This is a genomic window from Paraburkholderia phenoliruptrix (assembly GCF_047325075.1).
GTDB lineage: Bacteria > Pseudomonadota > Gammaproteobacteria > Burkholderiales > Burkholderiaceae > Paraburkholderia > Paraburkholderia phenoliruptrix.
In genome coordinates this window covers 2,788,073-2,803,136 of record NZ_CP168531.1, presented here as the reverse complement: position 1 = coordinate 2,803,136, position 15,064 = coordinate 2,788,073, and the positions used below count along the sequence as shown (strand labels likewise).

13 protein-coding genes are annotated in these 15,064 nt (G+C 61.8%); 10 read left to right on the top strand and 3 right to left on the bottom strand.

From position 1 onward, the window contains the following. Positions 1-157 precede the first annotated feature (157 nt). The 10 genes from ACEN8U_RS24635 (at position 158) to ACEN8U_RS24590 (ending at position 11,983) form a co-directional block, all read left to right on the top strand. A complete protein-coding gene (locus tag ACEN8U_RS24635) occupies positions 158-1,552 on the top strand; it encodes a nucleotidyltransferase family protein (RefSeq protein WP_413657721.1) in 1,395 nt (464 codons plus the stop codon). Between the two features lie 63 nt (positions 1,553-1,615). Further along, entirely contained in the window at positions 1,616-2,704 is a 1,089-nt protein-coding gene (locus ACEN8U_RS24630) for an aminotransferase class I/II-fold pyridoxal phosphate-dependent enzyme (protein ID WP_310110609.1), read from the top strand. Between the two features lie 11 nt (positions 2,705-2,715). Further along, on the top strand, positions 2,716-3,966 hold the full coding sequence (locus ACEN8U_RS24625; protein WP_310110610.1) for an MFS transporter: 1,251 nt from the start codon (positions 2,716-2,718) through the stop codon (positions 3,964-3,966). 60 nt (positions 3,967-4,026) lie between these two features. Continuing rightward, positions 4,027-5,349 carry an LLM class flavin-dependent oxidoreductase gene (locus ACEN8U_RS24620; protein ID WP_310110613.1) on the top strand — a complete coding sequence of 441 codons (1,323 nt, stop codon included), beginning with the start codon at positions 4,027-4,029 and terminating at the stop codon, positions 5,347-5,349. A gap of 59 nt (positions 5,350-5,408) precedes the next feature. After that, positions 5,409-5,654: a hypothetical protein gene (locus ACEN8U_RS24615; RefSeq protein ID WP_310110616.1), complete on the top strand. Its 246-nt coding sequence runs from the start codon at positions 5,409-5,411 to the stop codon at positions 5,652-5,654. Next, positions 5,638-7,038 carry an amidase gene (locus ACEN8U_RS24610; protein WP_310110618.1) on the top strand — a complete coding sequence of 467 codons (1,401 nt, stop codon included), beginning with the start codon at positions 5,638-5,640 and terminating at the stop codon, positions 7,036-7,038. Before ACEN8U_RS24615 ends, ACEN8U_RS24610 begins: the two co-directional genes overlap by 17 nt. Before the next feature lie 27 nt (positions 7,039-7,065). After that, entirely contained in the window at positions 7,066-8,019 is a 954-nt protein-coding gene (locus ACEN8U_RS24605; protein WP_310110619.1) for a nucleoside-diphosphate kinase, read from the top strand. Positions 8,020-8,093: 74 nt separating this feature from the next. Next, on the top strand, positions 8,094-9,377 hold the full coding sequence (gene eno, locus ACEN8U_RS24600) for a phosphopyruvate hydratase (RefSeq protein WP_310110622.1): 1,284 nt from the start codon (positions 8,094-8,096) through the stop codon (positions 9,375-9,377). A 258-nt stretch (positions 9,378-9,635) separates the two neighbouring features. Then, positions 9,636-10,346: a hypothetical protein gene (locus ACEN8U_RS24595; RefSeq protein WP_310110623.1), complete on the top strand. Its 711-nt coding sequence runs from the start codon at positions 9,636-9,638 to the stop codon at positions 10,344-10,346. A 929-nt stretch (positions 10,347-11,275) separates the two neighbouring features. Then, the gene (locus tag ACEN8U_RS24590; RefSeq protein WP_374725941.1) at positions 11,276-11,983 is read left to right on the top strand and encodes an RraA family protein; all 708 of its coding nucleotides are present in this window, start codon (positions 11,276-11,278) and stop codon (positions 11,981-11,983) included. A gap of 114 nt (positions 11,984-12,097) precedes the next feature. Here ACEN8U_RS24590 and ACEN8U_RS24585 read toward each other — a convergent pair whose 3' ends face one another. The 3 genes from ACEN8U_RS24585 to ACEN8U_RS24575 all read right to left on the bottom strand — a co-directional run bounded on the left by ACEN8U_RS24585 (position 12,098) and on the right by ACEN8U_RS24575 (position 15,046). Next, entirely contained in the window at positions 12,098-13,132 is a 1,035-nt protein-coding gene (locus ACEN8U_RS24585; protein ID WP_310110626.1) for an L-idonate 5-dehydrogenase, read from the bottom strand. A 136-nt stretch (positions 13,133-13,268) separates the two neighbouring features. After that, positions 13,269-14,708 (bottom strand): NAD(P)(+) transhydrogenase (Re/Si-specific) subunit beta, encoded by a 1,440-nt coding sequence (locus ACEN8U_RS24580; RefSeq protein WP_310110628.1) that lies wholly within the window; start codon positions 14,706-14,708, stop codon positions 13,269-13,271. After that, positions 14,705-15,046, bottom strand: coding sequence for an NAD(P) transhydrogenase subunit alpha (locus tag ACEN8U_RS24575; protein WP_310110629.1), 342 nt, complete (start codon positions 15,044-15,046; stop codon positions 14,705-14,707). Before ACEN8U_RS24575 ends, ACEN8U_RS24580 begins: the two co-directional genes overlap by 4 nt. Positions 15,047-15,064 lie beyond the last annotated feature (18 nt).

Sequence of the window (15,064 nt, the reverse complement as noted above, 5' to 3'; positions counted from 1 at the left end):
GAGCGGCTCGGAAAGCATCCTCGCGCTGCGCCGGCTGTTTCCGATCGCGCTGTGGGCGGCCGGATACGCCGATGCGTCCACCCTCGAACCGTTCACCGCTGACGAAATTCTGGACGGCTGCAAATTGCACAAGATCGTTGGCGCGGCACGCGATCGCGTGACGCGTGCGCTGCAATCCGGTTCGACGGCGGGACTCGCGCATGGCTGTCACCTCGAGCAGGGCCTGCGCGATGAGCAAGAGGCGATGCTGCGCGGCTTCGACTCGAAGCGCCGCGTGCTGCGCGAGGTGGCGCGATGCGTGGCGGACAGGGGCGTAAGAGTTCTGTATCTCAAAGGCGCCACCCGTTATCTGCATTCCGGTCGACTAGTCGACTTTCGTTCCGGCGACGATCTCGACGTGCTTGTCTCGGATGAGCACGCGTGTCAGGCGGCGCTGTCCCGACTGGGCGCGCGCACCTATCGAACCACATCGGACCATGAGTTTGCCAACGTCGAGATCGAAGGCGTCAAGGTGGACTTTCACCGCTACTACCCGGCGGTCGCGCCGACGCTGCGGTTTGGCGCCGCCGCCGTGCCGCAAGGCAATGGTTTCGCATTCGCGCAGAGCGCTCACCGGGTCAGCGAACTTCGTTTCGACGCACTGGATATCGAAAGTGTCGCGTTTCCCGAGATGCCCGATCACGTGCGATTTGCGGCGCCGGCCGCGGCTGCGATGATCTCGGCGACGCATGCTTACCGAGACTTTTTCGCGCGAACCTCGCTGTCCTGTCGTTTCAAGCCGCTCATCCGTGTGGGCGACCTGGATGAATGGCATTATTTCGTACACATGGCCGGCGAGGCGAGCGTCGCGCGTTATCTCTCGCTTTACCCGGACCTAGGTGCTTCTCATCGGTGGATAACCGCCACCCGAGCACGGTTGTCACAAGCCGCGAGCGGCACGCCGATATCGACGGCAGCCGCCGACGAGGTGCCGGAAGCGATTTGCCGATCGTTGTTCGGTCCGGTTCTGACGGGACTCGAACGCGGCGCCGCTGCGTACGCATCGCAGCCGACCACTAGCGAGGTGATTGCCATGCTCGGAGCGGCAAGGGCCCGGCGCCTAGAGGCAGGGGGCGGCCTATGCGATTTGCGCGGCTCGGGTATGGACGGAAGTACCGTGCTTTTCGGTGAACCGGGCGAGAAGCGCGAAGTCCGCCTGGAGGCAATAAACGTCACGCGCTCGCCGGACTCGGGATACGCGCTGACGATCGACACCCGCGTGGCAGTTCACGACAGAGAAACGCGATTGCTGCTGGAGTGGGACAGCGAGGCGGTGGAAGTCGCCGAACGGGCCGGCGACGAGGATTTCCAGATCAAAACAAGCGCAGGCTGGTCCGGAAAAGTCGGAGTGGAGCTGGTTCGGAATGGGGCGTCACGCAGATGCAGCGTCACGTTGCCGCCCGGCGGCATGAGCCCGGCTACGACGATCCCGGTGCTGGTCGGCCTTGCGGGACTAGGCGAACAGCAGCAATACCGTCAAGGCGTGCTCGCTTCATTTCAGATCGATATCTAACAAGTTGCGGATCGCAAAGGTGCCCGTATGCTGGCAGCGGAGACTTATCAAGGTGCGGGTGGGATGCACGATACCGACACCCTCCTGCATCTCGGTTGGACCAGTGACGAGCGCGATTACCTCGCTATCGATATTCGCGGCCTCCTACGCGAATTGCTCGCTGGCGAAGCGCAAATGCTCTCGAACCTGCTCTGCTATCCGGTCGCCGATCCGTTTTACGAAGATTCGCTAGGCGAGGCGGTCGCGGCTTTTTTCGCGAAGCCTTCGCTGGCTTCGCGAGTCAGTTGCGCGGCGGGCGTCAACTCGATCCTGCACTGTCTCGCGTCGCTTCCCGAAAGCCGCGTTGCGGGAGTCGCGGCGCCGGTCTACCCGGATTTTCCGCACTGGCTCGAGTTGGCCGGGCGGCAACCCATCTCCCTGACTGGAGCGGATTTCGATACGTATGCTGGCTTTCTCGACGACACGGCGCATTCTGTGCTCTTTCTGGAGCGCCCCTCGTTTTCAGGCGGCGGCGTTGGCCAGTCGATCGACGAATTGCGAGCGCTGTGCATGATCGCCGCGCGTCGTTCGAACACGGTATTGGTCGACGAATCGAACGCGAACTATCTCGCGCCTCAAGCAAGCGGGGCGGTGCTGGTCGACGAGGTGCCGAACCTGGTGGTTGTGCGGGGCTTCTCGAAAGGCTACGGGCTCGGCGGCATCCGGTTGGGCTATTGCGTGGCCTCGGCGCCGGTCGCGCCGCGTTTGCGCCGCGTCATGCCTCCTCTGCAGGCGTCGACGCTGTCGGTCGAGATCGGCCGGCGGCTCTTGCTGGATGGGGATATGGGCGCGCCGCTGAGGGCGCGGATTGAGCAAAACAAGCTGCGAATGGCGGACCTCCTGCGTTTCGTGGGAATCGAGCGGACTATGCCGGTGGACCGCGCGCTTCCCTACCTCGCGCTCGCGGACGGCGACGCCGGAATCGCCCGTTTGAAGCGTGTGGGCATTGTCGGCAAGCGGCACGCCATGTGGGCGGAGCAGGGCGCGGTGTCTTGGGTTTACCGTTTGAGCGTGCCTCTGAGTCCCGCCCGTTTCCACGATTTCAACCGGCGCTGCAGGGCGCTCGCGGTCGAGTCGCCCGGTTCGGCGAGCGCCGCGTCCACGCTCCGATGAGGAACAGATCCATGCAGGCACCAGGCAAGCAACTGACTCCCCCCATCGCCGCCGCGACCCGTCGAGGCGTCGCCGTCGTCGCGCTGGGCGCGGCTCACTTTGCCAACGACGCGGTTCAGTCCGCGGTCGTCGCGCTCTATCCGGTCGTGCGTGCGGAGTTCGGCCTGTCTTACACGAAGGTCGGCTTGCTCGCCTTCATCTATCAGGCACTGTCGTCCCTGTGTCAGCCATTGATCGGCTGGCTCGCGGACCGCTATCGCCATGCCGGTCTGCTCATGATCGGCATGCTGACCACCATGGTGGGCGTGGCCGCGCTGGGCTTCGCGTCGAGCTATGGATTGATCGTGGCGGCAGTGGCGCTCGCCGGAATCGGGTCCGCCGCGTTTCATCCGGAATCGTCGCGCCTCGTGCGTTTGAACTACGGCGCACGCAAGGGACTGTCTCAGGCGCTTTACCAGGTGGGCGGCAATCTCGGCACCGCCGCCACGCCGCTGTTCGTGGCGGGCGTGGTGCTGACGTATGGCCGGCACAGCGTGGCATGGCTCACCGTGCCGGTTGTCGCGGCGATGCTGGCGTTGACAGCTGTGCTGGATCTGCGCCGTCAGTGCGGCATGTCCGCTACGGCGCAGCCGACTCCCTTGCAGCGGCAAGCCGGCACGCAGCCGGCCTGCGCCGCACACGGACCTTCCGCCAAGCGACGTTTCGCTCTCTTCGTTCTGGTGCTGATCGTCTGTGTGAAATACGTCTACATGGCGAGCCTGAACGCTTATTACGTGTTCTATCTGATTCAGCGATTCCATCTCCCGATCGGCACCGCGCAGGTGCATCTGACTGCGTTCCTGCTCGCGCTCGGCGTCGGCACGCTCGCGGGCGGCCTAATCGGAGATCGCTTCGGACGCCGCAACATGATCGTGATGTCGATGCTCGCCACCTGTCCGCTATCGATCGCGCTGCCCTACACCGGCATTGGGGGCACCGCATTATTAACGGTGCTGATCGGCCTGTCCATCGCGTCGACGTTCTCGTCGATCGTCGTCTATGCGCAGGATCTCTACCCGCTGCGCGCCGGCCTGATCTCCGGGATCTTCTTCGGTCTGGCGGCCGGCGTTGCTGGGACCGCCGCAGCCGCGATCGGCGCCGCTTCGGATTCAATCGGCGTGGTGGCTGTGTTTTATGTCTGCTCCTTTCTGCCTTGTCTCGGCCTCGTCGCCTGGTTGTTGCCGAAAGACCGGGGCCGAATCGCGGCGCAGGCACCGGTATGAACCGACTCGCCATGCAGGCTTATCGACTCGACGGAAACTGACATGCATGAACGACAGCACATGCACCTCGGCGCCTTTCTCTACCCGACCGGTTATCACGTCGCCGGTTGGCGGCATCCTGGCGCGCAGGCCGATGCCGGCGTGAATTTCGAGCACTACGGCGAGCTTGCCTGCCGCGCGGAGGCAGCTCACTTCGACCTACTGTTTCTCGCCGACAGCCTCGCAATACGCGGCGACGATATTGAGGCGCTAGAGCGCACCGCTATCCGTTATGTCGCGCAGTTCGAACCGCTGACCTTGATCTCCGGGCTGGCGGCCAGAACGCGGCGAATCGGGTTAATCGCGAGCGCCTCCACGACCTACAACGAGCCGTATCACATTGCCCGCAAGTTCGGCTCTCTCGATCACATCAGCGGCGGCCGTGCGGGTTGGAACCTGATCACCTCGCAAAACGAATATGAGGCGTTCAACTTCGGTATGCGCCGCCATCCCTCTCATGCGGAGCGCTATGCGCGCGCCAGCGAGTTCGTCGACGTCGTGCAGGGCCTTTGGGACAGTTGGGAAGACGATGCTTTTCTCCGCGACAAGAGCACGGGGCTGTTCTTCGACCGCACGAAACTGCATCCGCTGCGCCACGAAGGCGAGCACTTTCAGGTGCGCGGGCCCCTGAACATACCACGTAGTCCGCAGGGCGCGCCGGTCCTCGTGCAGGCCGGCGCTTCGGAGGCCGGCCGCGCGCTCGCCGCGCGCAGCGCCGAACTGGTGTTTTGCGCGCAGAACGAGATTCACGAAGCCAAGGCGTTCTATCGCGATATGCGGGAACGCCTAGCCGCCTGCGGGCGACGGGACGGATCGCTGAAGATCATGGTCGGTGTGTTTCCGTATGTCGGCCGCAGCCTTGCCGAAGCCGAGGACAAATACGAGGCGCTGCAGCAACTAGTGCATCCTGTTTCGGGGCTGTCGCTGTTGTCCGCGCAGTTAGGCGGCTTCGACCTGAGCCATGTCGACCTCGACGGCCCTTTGCCGGAGATACCCGAGACGGAGGCCGGACAGAGCCGCCGCCAGTTGCTGATTGACATGGCGAGACGGGAGGAACTGTCGGTGCGGCAGCTTTATCAACGGATTGCCGGTGGGCGCGGGCACTGGCAACTGGTCGGTACGCCCGAATCTATTTGCGACGAACTCGAGCAATGGTTCAACGAACGTGCCTCGGACGGCTTCAACGTGATGCCGCCGTACAGTCCGGCCGGCCTTTACGATTTCATCGACATGGTCGTGCCGGAACTCGTCCGCCGCGGCCTGTTCCGGGATAGCTATCGGGGTAACACCCTGAGATCGCATCTCGGCCTTGACGTGCCGTCCAACCGCTTTGCGCGCCGCTAGTGGGCGGTCAGAGGGTTCCTGTTCCTACTATCTAGGAGGCTAGGCAGATGCATTCAGGCGTGGATGACCGAAGGGTGCAGGATGACATGCTCGGGCGGCTAGTGGCGGCGGGCGTGCAAGTGCCGGCGCATCTGGTGCGCGGCGTGCTCGCTGGATGCCTGGATCTGCAGCGCATGTGCACGTGCTTGCGACGGGAAACCGTCACGCCGGAGCAGGAGCCGTCGAACGTCTTCATGTTCGATTTTGCATTCGACTCGAAGGAGTACGCAGGGCCTGGGGAGGGCGGCCATGACGGCACTGCATGAACTGACGATCACCCAGGCGGGGCAGCGGCTGCGAAGCGGCCGAGTGCGGGCCACCGAATTGGCGGAGGCGGCGATTGCACGGGCGGAGCGCGTGGACCAGACCGTTCATGCGTTCATTCGCGTGACCGCCGAAAGAGCGCTCGCGGACGCCGCGCGCGCCGATGCGGAACTGGCCGCCGGGCGGGACCGGGGACCGCTGCACGGCATTCCGTACGCGCTGAAAGACATCTACGACAGCAAGGACCTGCCGACCACCTGCCATTCAGCTTTGACTGCCGGCCATCTCGCGGCTGAGGACTCCGAGGTCGAGCGGCGCATGAAGCGGGCGGGCGGCGTGCTGCTCGGCAAACTCGCAACACACGAATTCGCACTTGGCGGCCCAAGCACCGATTTACCCTATCCCTGCGCCCGCAATCCGTGGGACCTGGAACGCTTCACCGGGGGGTCGTCGTCGGGTTGCGCCGCCGCTTTGGCGAGCGCTCTGGTGCCGCTCGCGTGGGGTTCGGACACATCGGGATCGATTCGGACACCGGCGTGCTTCTGCGGTGTCGTCGGATTGAAGCCGACCTTCGGGCTGGTGTCAAGACGCGGCGTATTTCCGCTCTCGTATTCGCTCGATCACTGCGGCCCGATGAGCCGAACCGTCGCGGACGCGGCGCTTGCGCTCGAAGCAGTGGCCGGGCACGATCCGCTGGACCCGGCAAGCGCGCGCGTCCTGGCGCGGGACTATACGTCGAGGCTCACTGAAGGTGTCGAGAACAGGCGCATCGGTTACTTCCGGCGCTGGCTCGTCGACACACCCAATGTGTCGCCGGCGGTGATCGAACGGGTCGACCACGCAGTGGAGATACTGGCGGCGAACGGCGCGGAAATTGTCGAAATGACTGGTCCGGATCTCGAACTGCTCAACGCGTGCGGCCGCATTATCATGTCTGCCGAGTCGTTTGCGATTCATGAAGACAACATCAGGAACCGGCCGCTCGATTTTGGACGGTACTCATACCAGCGCATTGCGCCGGGCGCGAGTCTTTCTGCGGCGGATCTGATTCTCTCGCAGCGTGTGCGGCGCGAACTGGTGAGGCGGATGGAGCAATGTCTGGCGGGTCTCGACGCCGCGATCGCGGCGACGGCTCCCTCGACGGCTCCGCTTCTGTCGGCATTCTGGGATGATTGGGAACCGGCCTCGCTGAGTCATACGATCGGCTTCGACGTGACCGGTCACCCCGCGCTGGCCATGCCGGTGGGATTGACGCCTGAGCGACTGCCGGTTGGCATTCAGGTTATCGGGCATCTGTTCGACGAGGCGTCGGTGTTTTCGATTGCAGCAAGTCTGGAAAGCTTCCTCGCGGACGACATGGTTCCCTCGCCGATGACATCCCTCTAACGTTGTGCTGATATCGGGCACCTATCGATGCATACAGAGCTGGACGACGAATTCTGGCGCGCGGCGACAACGCTGCCGCGCAAACGGACCTTGTATTCCCGGGACAGTCTGTTTCTCGAGGGGTATTACGACGCTTCGTTCATTTGGCAAGAACAGATGGCTTCGCTCCTTGCGCGCGTCGCCCTAGTTCTTTTCAAGAGCGAGACGATCGCCGGTCAGCGCCTCCAAGTCGCTCATACGCTATTGACGGCGCAGGGTTTCGCCGCCGTTGCAGCGGAGCCGGTGCGGTTCACCGGTGGCCTGTTTCATGACCTGTGGCGGTATCAGTTCCAGCGCGCGACCTCCGACAAGATCCGTCTCTATACGCGCTGGGCCGCCGGAACGAACGGTGTAGTGGCGGCGTATATCCAGACCGCGCCGGCTCCCCGGCGGCCGGCCAGCGTCAGCATGAAAGTGTTCAAAGGGCCGGCCGCTGTTGAACGCCGCCAGCCGGAACAGTTGCGCAGCCTGATGGCCAGCCCGAATAGCATTCTGAATTTCGTTCACGCTTCGGACGAACCGGCTGACGTCTTGCGCGAACTCGCCATTCTGGTTCCGGCGGAGCGTCGCGACCGCGTGTGGCGCGCTATCGCCACGGCCGATTTCGAAGCGGGACAAGCGGAACTGCTGGCGTTGGCGGATCGGTTCGCGTCCGGGCCTCCGCACGATCTGGACGTGGCCGCGGCAGGCGAACGGCTGGCCGCCAAATGCAGTGCAAACGGCGCTGCGGGCCAGCGCTATTTCGACGCCGTGACGACGCGTGAAAAACTGCTCGTGCTGCGCGAACTGGAACTGGCGTTGGGCGCCCGTTGCGCGGAGGTCGATCCGATCGACGTCATCGTCTTTGCATCGGGGTTCGTCCGACGGGACTTACCTCTGCCCGGTGAGCTCGACGACGACTGCGTGCCGGGATGGGACGCGCTCGATAGCGTCCTCCGATGAGTCCGTTGTGTTCTTGAGTTTTCCTTGGTGTCTTCTGTAGCTTCCCTGTAAATCTTCGATAACTGGAGAGCGGTATGACTGCGATTGCAGCAGTGGTTGGACGCGAGATTCTCGATAGCAGAGGGAATCCCACGGTCGAGGTCGAAATTACGTTGGAGAATGGCCATGTCGGGCGCGCTGCAGTGCCGTCTGGCGCATCGACGGGTATTCACGAAGCAGTCGAGTTGCGTGACGGAGATCCTGCGCGCTACCACGGTAAAGGCGTGAGAAAAGCGGTGGCAGGGGTCAATGGGGTCATCGGCGATGCGATTCGCGGACTGCCGGTGGAGGACCAGATCCAGATCGATCGTATTCTCATCGATCTGGACGGCACCCCCAATAAATCCAGAATCGGCGCTAACGCGATTTTGGGCGTCTCACTGGCCGCGTCCAAAGCCGCGGCGCTTGCCTGTAACCAACCCTATTTCAGATATGTCGGCGGCGTAAGTGCCAGAACTCTCCCAGTGCCGATGATGAACGTCGTCAACGGCGGGGCTCATGCGGACAATCCGCTCGATTTCCAGGAGTTCATGATCATGCCCGTGGGCGCGGGGTCGCTGGCCGATGCCGTTCGTATGGGGTCAGAGGTCTTCCACACGCTCAAGAAAGCATTGTCGGAGGCGGGCAACAACACCAACGTCGGCGACGAGGGCGGTTTCGCACCGAACCTCAAATCGGCCGACGAGGCTTTGACATTTGTCGTCCGCGCCATTGAGAAATGCGGCTACCGTCCAGGTGACGACTTTGTCCTCGCGCTTGATCCCGCGGCCAGCGAGTTTTTTGAAGGCGGGCAGTACCGCTATCAGGGGGAATCGCTTACACGGGATATCCTCGCCCAGGTCAAATACCTCTCTGAATTGGTCTCGCGCTATCCCATTCTTTCGATTGAAGACGGCATGGCGGAAAATGATATAGAAGGATGGCAGGCACTGACTGAAACGTTGGGCAATCGCTGTCAACTGGTGGGCGACGACCTGTTCTGCACTAGTGGTAACCGAATCCGGGACGGTATCCGGCAAAAGACCGGAAACTCGGTTCTCGTGAAGCTGAATCAGATCGGCACGCTGTCTGAGATGCTCGAGGCGCTCGAGGTGGCACGTTCTGCAGGCTACACCGCCGTGATGTCTCACCGGTCGGGCGAAACCGAGGACGTGACGATAGCGGGCCTCGCAGTTGCGACCAATTGTGGCCAGATCAAGACGGGGTCGTTGTCGCGGACGGATCGGGTCGCCAAATATAACGAACTGATTCGCATCGAAGAGCAACTGCAACAGCAGGCGAGCTATCCGGGCAAGCGTGTGTTCGAGAAGTGGCTGTAATCGCTGCCGCGCTGTGTACCAGCCTGATTTCTGGTCTGGCGGATAGCCCTTCGGAACAGGTTTGGGTCAATCCTTTGGACCGTGGAGGTCGGCTCGATTCGACCAATCGTCGAATCGAGCCTCGACCTGTTGTCATTTTTTCGCGGAATGCTGCGCGACGGGCAACTGGTTGTCTGCCGTGAGCCTGTGAATCCAAGTGTCGTCGTGCAACGCTGCTAGTAGCTTGCAGCCTGTGACTTCCTCTGGCAGATCGAACACATGGTCGACGTTTTGCGAAGCTTCGAGCCGCCCATGCTCCCGCGACCTCGCGGCGCGCAACGGTATGACGTTTTCAGTCCAAAGCTCGGGCGACGTCTGCCGCTATACCGGCGCAGCGCCTTCGAAGCCTCGCTTATGCTGGAAGCGGATCCTGCTCCAAGAACATTCTGTGAGCGGCCAGGCTTCATGGCAGTTAACGGGCAACATCGCGTCGCCGATTTTTGGGTAAGGTCTTATGATCGTGAATACTTGGTACTACTATCGGAAGTGGCACCTACGCGCGATTGTCCGCAAAACCGTATTGACTTTGACCCGGAAGCCTTTGACGTGCGCCAGATCGATGCAGCCGAAAGGGCAGCTGTGCGTGTCTGGACCGGAAACTGGCAGCGCATCCTTCCCGTGCTTGTCGCCGCACGTGGCCTCGTCAGGCCTTCGCTGGCCGGATCGATCGAGCGCTTCGTCGCGGCATCTCAATCGCTGATGGCGATAGAGCGTGAGTTTTCTGCGGGCGACCCTGTGCTTGTCCGGGCAGCTTTATTCGAACTGTTGCACCGCGCGCGACGCAAACACAGTGGGCGAACATGGAACTACGGCGTCGCCCACGCCTCAGCTTTCCTTTGGGGAAGCGGCTTCCTTTATCGAGAAGGCGCACGACGCCTACTCCGGCCAAAGAAAAGCAAACTGTCCAGTGCAAGTACTTGCTTCGTCTGACTGATGCATCGCCAATGCTAGAAATTGAGGAAGGCGCGAACGACCGGTTCGTCCGAATCACGTAGAGCGAAGCAATTTTGTCACCGGACCATGCCCGACAGGACAAGGCGAGAACGTCCGAGGTGACGACATTACTTCGTTCCGTTGCGAAGCAATGTTGTCAACTCGCATCAGCGCGAAGTAAATTCGTCAATTCGCGTTCGAGTTCGACTACCAAATCCTCGAGTGCGTGGCGAGCATAGTTGGCGGTTTGCGAAGCTTCGCGCATCTAGCATTGCCGCGTTCCTTCATGCCAGGGGATGAAGCGCGCGTTGCCTAATCCTCGGCAGCAGACAGATTACGTAAATCATTGGCACCGCTATTAATGTAACGATCCGGCGTTCGTTGGAAATCGTGTGTGGGGTCTCGGACCGTAAAGACGCCGGCGGTTAATGCATTGACGTAGCGCAAGTCGCGACAAAGCCCGCGATCCGCAACGACCATCCCATTCCATCGCCGACACTTCCTGACTCCTAAGGCAGGCAGAAATCGCCTCGACTGCGGCCTGTAGCTCTCGCACCCAAAGCGAGCGGTGCGGCTGCTATGACGAGGCGAAGCGCTTCCTCTGTTCGTCTCAACAAAGCATTCGTCTGCGAGATGCGAAAAACTGCTGTTGACAACATTACTTCGCTTTTGGTGACAACTGTCCTTCGCTCTACGTGTGCCGGTTTCGGCGCGTGGCCAGCAACTACATGACGACTGGAAGTCTCGTTGACTGCCTTGTACGGTCGTCGGAGCAGCGTCCGTGGGGACACGTCACACAGCTCGCGCCCCATCATAAGCCTTTACTATCGTGCAAGAACAAAGCCGTCTTTGTGCAGGTCCGGTGGCTGATATACCGTTGATTCCGTGTCCCCGCGGCCGTGCGAAGACGAGCGAACGCGTCGCGCATGAGCCGCTTTCCTCCCACACGGAAGCGACTCTCGACCATGTACAAGGCTATCAGAAAGAACCCCTCGGCACCTCAAGCGGCAGATCACATTCTCAACGCGTTGCGGGATATTCCGGTGTCCGCGCTCAGCGACAACATGCATCGCAACATCGGCAGCGTGGGGCTTCATCCTTATCAGCGGCCGGCCAGGAAGACGATGGCAGGAACTGCCGTCACTGTCCGCTCCCGAGGCGGCGATAACCTGACTTATCTGCGGGCGCTGGAGTTTTGCCGCAAGGGCGACGTTCTCGTCGTCGATGCCGGCGGCGATCTCGACAATGCGGTGGTCGGCGGCATTCTGTCCTTCTATGCGGCGCATATCGGCATGACGGGCCTCGTGGTGGACGGCGCGATTCGTGACGTGGCCGAAATCCGCGAGCGCGACTTTCCGGTCTATGCGCGCGGCGTCACACACCGCGGTCCGTATAAGGACGGCCCCGGCGAAATCAACGTCACAGTGTCGGTCGGCGGCATGGTGGTGAATCCCGGCGATATCGTTGTCGGCGATCAGGATGGCTTGCTCGCGATTCCGCAGGAAGACGCCGGCTATGTCATCGAAAAAGCACTAGCGGTGCTGCAAGCCGAGGCCGAAACGATGCGCGCGATGAAACAGGGCCGCTGGGACCGCTCGTTTATCGACGCGCTTGAGGCGCGCTGCAATAACTGAGTGGGCCGAAGTACCGGCGAACGGAAGATGAAAACGCCGACGACTGCCTTCCGCAGCGTCGGCTTCTTTTACATGGCTTGTCGGGCCGACCCTGACAGGCCAGTCCAGGGCAGATTAGTCGAAATTCACCAACACCTTCATCGCTTTTGAGCGGTCCCCTGCGGTCTGGAACGCCTTGACCGATTCCTGGTACGGAAAAACCCCTGTAATAAGCGGCTTTACGTCGATCAATCCTTTGTTGAGCAGTTCGACGGCGATAGCGAACTCTTCATGAAAGCGGAACGCGCCGCGCAGATCGAACTCCTTAGCGACAATTACATTGAGCGGCAAGGAGATGTCGCCGCCTAATCCTACCTGCACGATGACGCCTCGCGGCTTGAGTGCGTCGAACGAGCCACGCAGTGCCGTGGCGTTGCCGCTTGCCTCGAACAGCACGTCGAAGCTGCCTTTGCCGGTGGTGAACGGCTTCAGTGCCTCGGGCGAGTCCGCAATATTGAGTGCAACATCGGCCCCGACCTTTTTCGCGCTGTCCAGCGGCAGCGTGTTGACATCGGTCGCAACGATCGTCGCCGCACCGGCCCGCCGCGCGGCGGCAACGATCAATGCGCCGATCGGCCCGCAGCCTGTCACGAGCACGCGCTTGCCGAGCAGCGGGCCCGCGCGCCGCATCGCATGCAGTGCGACGCAGAGCGGTTCGGCCATCGCGGCTTCGGCATCGCTCAGCGAATCGGACACGACGTGCGCCTGCGAACGGTCGATCACGATTTCCTGACGGAACGCGCCTTGCACATGCGGCGTGCGCATGGCGCTGCCGTAGTAGCGCATGTCCATGCAGTGATTGTGCAGGCCTTGCTGACAGTATTCGCACAGACCGCAAGGCCGGCTCGGGCTGATGGAAATGCGTGTGCCGGCCGGCATGTCCGTTACCGCGGCGCCGGCGCGAGACACGACGCCCGCAACTTCGTGACCGAGCACCATCGGCTCCTTGATGCGAATGGTGCCGAAGCCGCCATGATTGAAGTAGTGGAGGTCCGAGCCGCAGATGCCCCCTGTCCGGACACGCACCAGCAACTGGTTCGCTTCGGGTTCGGGCGTCGGAACGTCCTCGATGCGCAAATCGAGTGGTGCGTGAATGACGAGTGCATGCATGATGTGAGCCTATGACGATAAATACGGAATCTGCACTCCCTAAGGTAGCGGCAAAAGCACCTGCCGGCAAAGAACGATCTCGTCTGGGCCGATAGCCGATGCTTATGGCTGCACCGCTGCCAACTGGAATGGTTCGCTAGTCGAGCGCTTTCGTCATATTTTCGATGACCTTCTTTGCGTCCGAAAACACCATCATCGTTTTGTCCATATAGAAGAGGTCGTTGTCGAGGCCCGCGTATCCGGACGCCATCGAGCGTTTGTTGACGATGACCGTGCGCGCTTTATAGGCCTCGAGAATCGGCATGCCGGCAATGGGCGAGGTCGGGTCGGTTTTGGCGGCGGGATTGACGACGTCGTTTGCGCCGAGCACGAGCACCACATCCGTCTGACCGAATTCCGCGTTGATGTCTTCCATTTCGAAGACCTGATCGTAGGGCACTTCGGCCTCCGCGAGCAGCACGTTCATGTGGCCGGGCATGCGGCCCGCGACGGGATGGATCGCATAGCGCACGTCGATGCCCTTGCCGCTGAGTTTATCCGTCAACTCTTTCAGTGCATGCTGCGCGCGTGCGACGGCGAGTCCATAACCGGGGACGATGACGACGGATTCGGCGTTGCCGAGCAGGAACGCGGCGTCATCGGCAGAGCCTGATTTCACCGGACGCTGCTCGCGCTTCGCACCGCCTTCTGCCGAAGCGTCCGCGCCGAAGCCGCCGAGCAGCACGCTGAAGAACGAACGATTCATCGCGCGGCACATGATGTAGGACAGAATTGCGCCGGATGAGCCGACCAGCGAGCCGGCAATGATCAGCATCGGGTTGTTCAGCGAAAAGCCGATGCCTGCCGCAGCCCAGCCGGAATACGAATTCAGCATGGACACGACCACCGGCATATCGGCGCCGCCGATCGGAATGATGATGAGTACGCCGAGCGCGAACGCAATCGCCGTCATGACGATGAACGGCAACCACGACTGTGTGACGAAAAACGCAATGCCGAAGCCGATCATCGCAATGGCAAGCGCAAGGTTCAGCGCATGTTGTCCCGCATATACGACGGGAGCGCCTTGAAATAGGCGGAACCGGTATTTTCCCGACAGCTTGCCGAACGCGATAACGGAGCCCGAGAACGTGATCGCACCGATAAACGTGCCGACGAAAAGCTCGGCGCGATTGACGTACGGTAGCTCACCGTCGCCCGTCGCAAGGCCGAACGCCGACGGTTCGCAGACCACCGCGTAAGCGATGCAAACGGCGGCGAGCCCGATGAGCGAATGCATCGCAGCAATGAGCTCGGGCATCTTCGTCATCTCGACGCGTGCAGCGAGCACCGTGCCCACCGTGCCGCCGATCAGCAATGCAGCGGACAGGACCCCGAGTCCCAGCGTCAGGTCCGAGCCGAGCGTCGAGGCCTGCTTTGCGATCAGGGCGAGCGTCGTGAGAATGGCAATCGCCATGCCGCTCATGCCAAAGACATTCCCGAGGCGCGCGCTTTTCGGATTCGACAGACCTTTGAGCGCCTGAATGAAACAGACGGACGCGACAAGATACAGCAGTGTGACGGTATTCGTACTCATCGCACGGCTCCGTTCGCCTGCTGAGCGGCGTTGGCGGACGGCTTCCTGATGTCCTTCTTGCGGAACATCTCGAGCATGCGCCGCGTGACGAGAAAGCCGCCGAATACGTTCACCGCAGCGAGCGCCACGGCGAGCGCGCCGAATGCTTTGCCCGCGCTGCCCTCAGTGAGGCCGACGGCGAGCATCGCGCCGACCATCACGATCGCCGAAATCGCATTGGTGACGGCCATCAGCGGCGTATGCAACGCGGGCGTCACGTTCCATACGACGTGGTAGCCCACGTAAATGGCGAGAACAAAGGTAATCAGATTCGTTGTAGTGTGATTGATGAGTTCCATCGCGGTGTCCTTGTTGTC

Excerpts from the sequence above, each read along its gene's own strand:
- ACEN8U_RS24575 (WP_310110629.1), bottom strand. The coding sequence starts at position 15,046 with ATGGAACTCATCAATCACACTACAACGAATCTGATTACCTTTGTTCTC.
- ACEN8U_RS24580 (WP_310110628.1), bottom strand. The coding sequence starts at position 14,708 with ATGAGTACGAATACCGTCACACTGCTGTATCTTGTCGCGTCCGTCTGT.
- ACEN8U_RS24585 (WP_310110626.1), bottom strand. The coding sequence starts at position 13,132 with ATGCATGCACTCGTCATTCACGCACCACTCGATTTGCGCATCGAGGAC.
- ACEN8U_RS24610 (WP_310110618.1), top strand. The coding sequence starts at position 5,638 with ATGACGGCACTGCATGAACTGACGATCACCCAGGCGGGGCAGCGGCTG.
- ACEN8U_RS24620 (WP_310110613.1), top strand. The coding sequence starts at position 4,027 with ATGCACCTCGGCGCCTTTCTCTACCCGACCGGTTATCACGTCGCCGGT.
- ACEN8U_RS24625 (WP_310110610.1), top strand. The coding sequence starts at position 2,716 with ATGCAGGCACCAGGCAAGCAACTGACTCCCCCCATCGCCGCCGCGACC.
- ACEN8U_RS24630 (WP_310110609.1), top strand. The coding sequence starts at position 1,616 with ATGCACGATACCGACACCCTCCTGCATCTCGGTTGGACCAGTGACGAG.
- ACEN8U_RS24605 (WP_310110619.1), top strand. The coding sequence starts at position 7,066 with ATGCATACAGAGCTGGACGACGAATTCTGGCGCGCGGCGACAACGCTG.
- ACEN8U_RS24590 (WP_374725941.1), top strand. The coding sequence starts at position 11,276 with ATGAGCCGCTTTCCTCCCACACGGAAGCGACTCTCGACCATGTACAAG.
- ACEN8U_RS24595 (WP_310110623.1), top strand. The coding sequence starts at position 9,636 with ATGGTCGACGTTTTGCGAAGCTTCGAGCCGCCCATGCTCCCGCGACCT.
- eno (WP_310110622.1), top strand. The coding sequence starts at position 8,094 with ATGACTGCGATTGCAGCAGTGGTTGGACGCGAGATTCTCGATAGCAGA.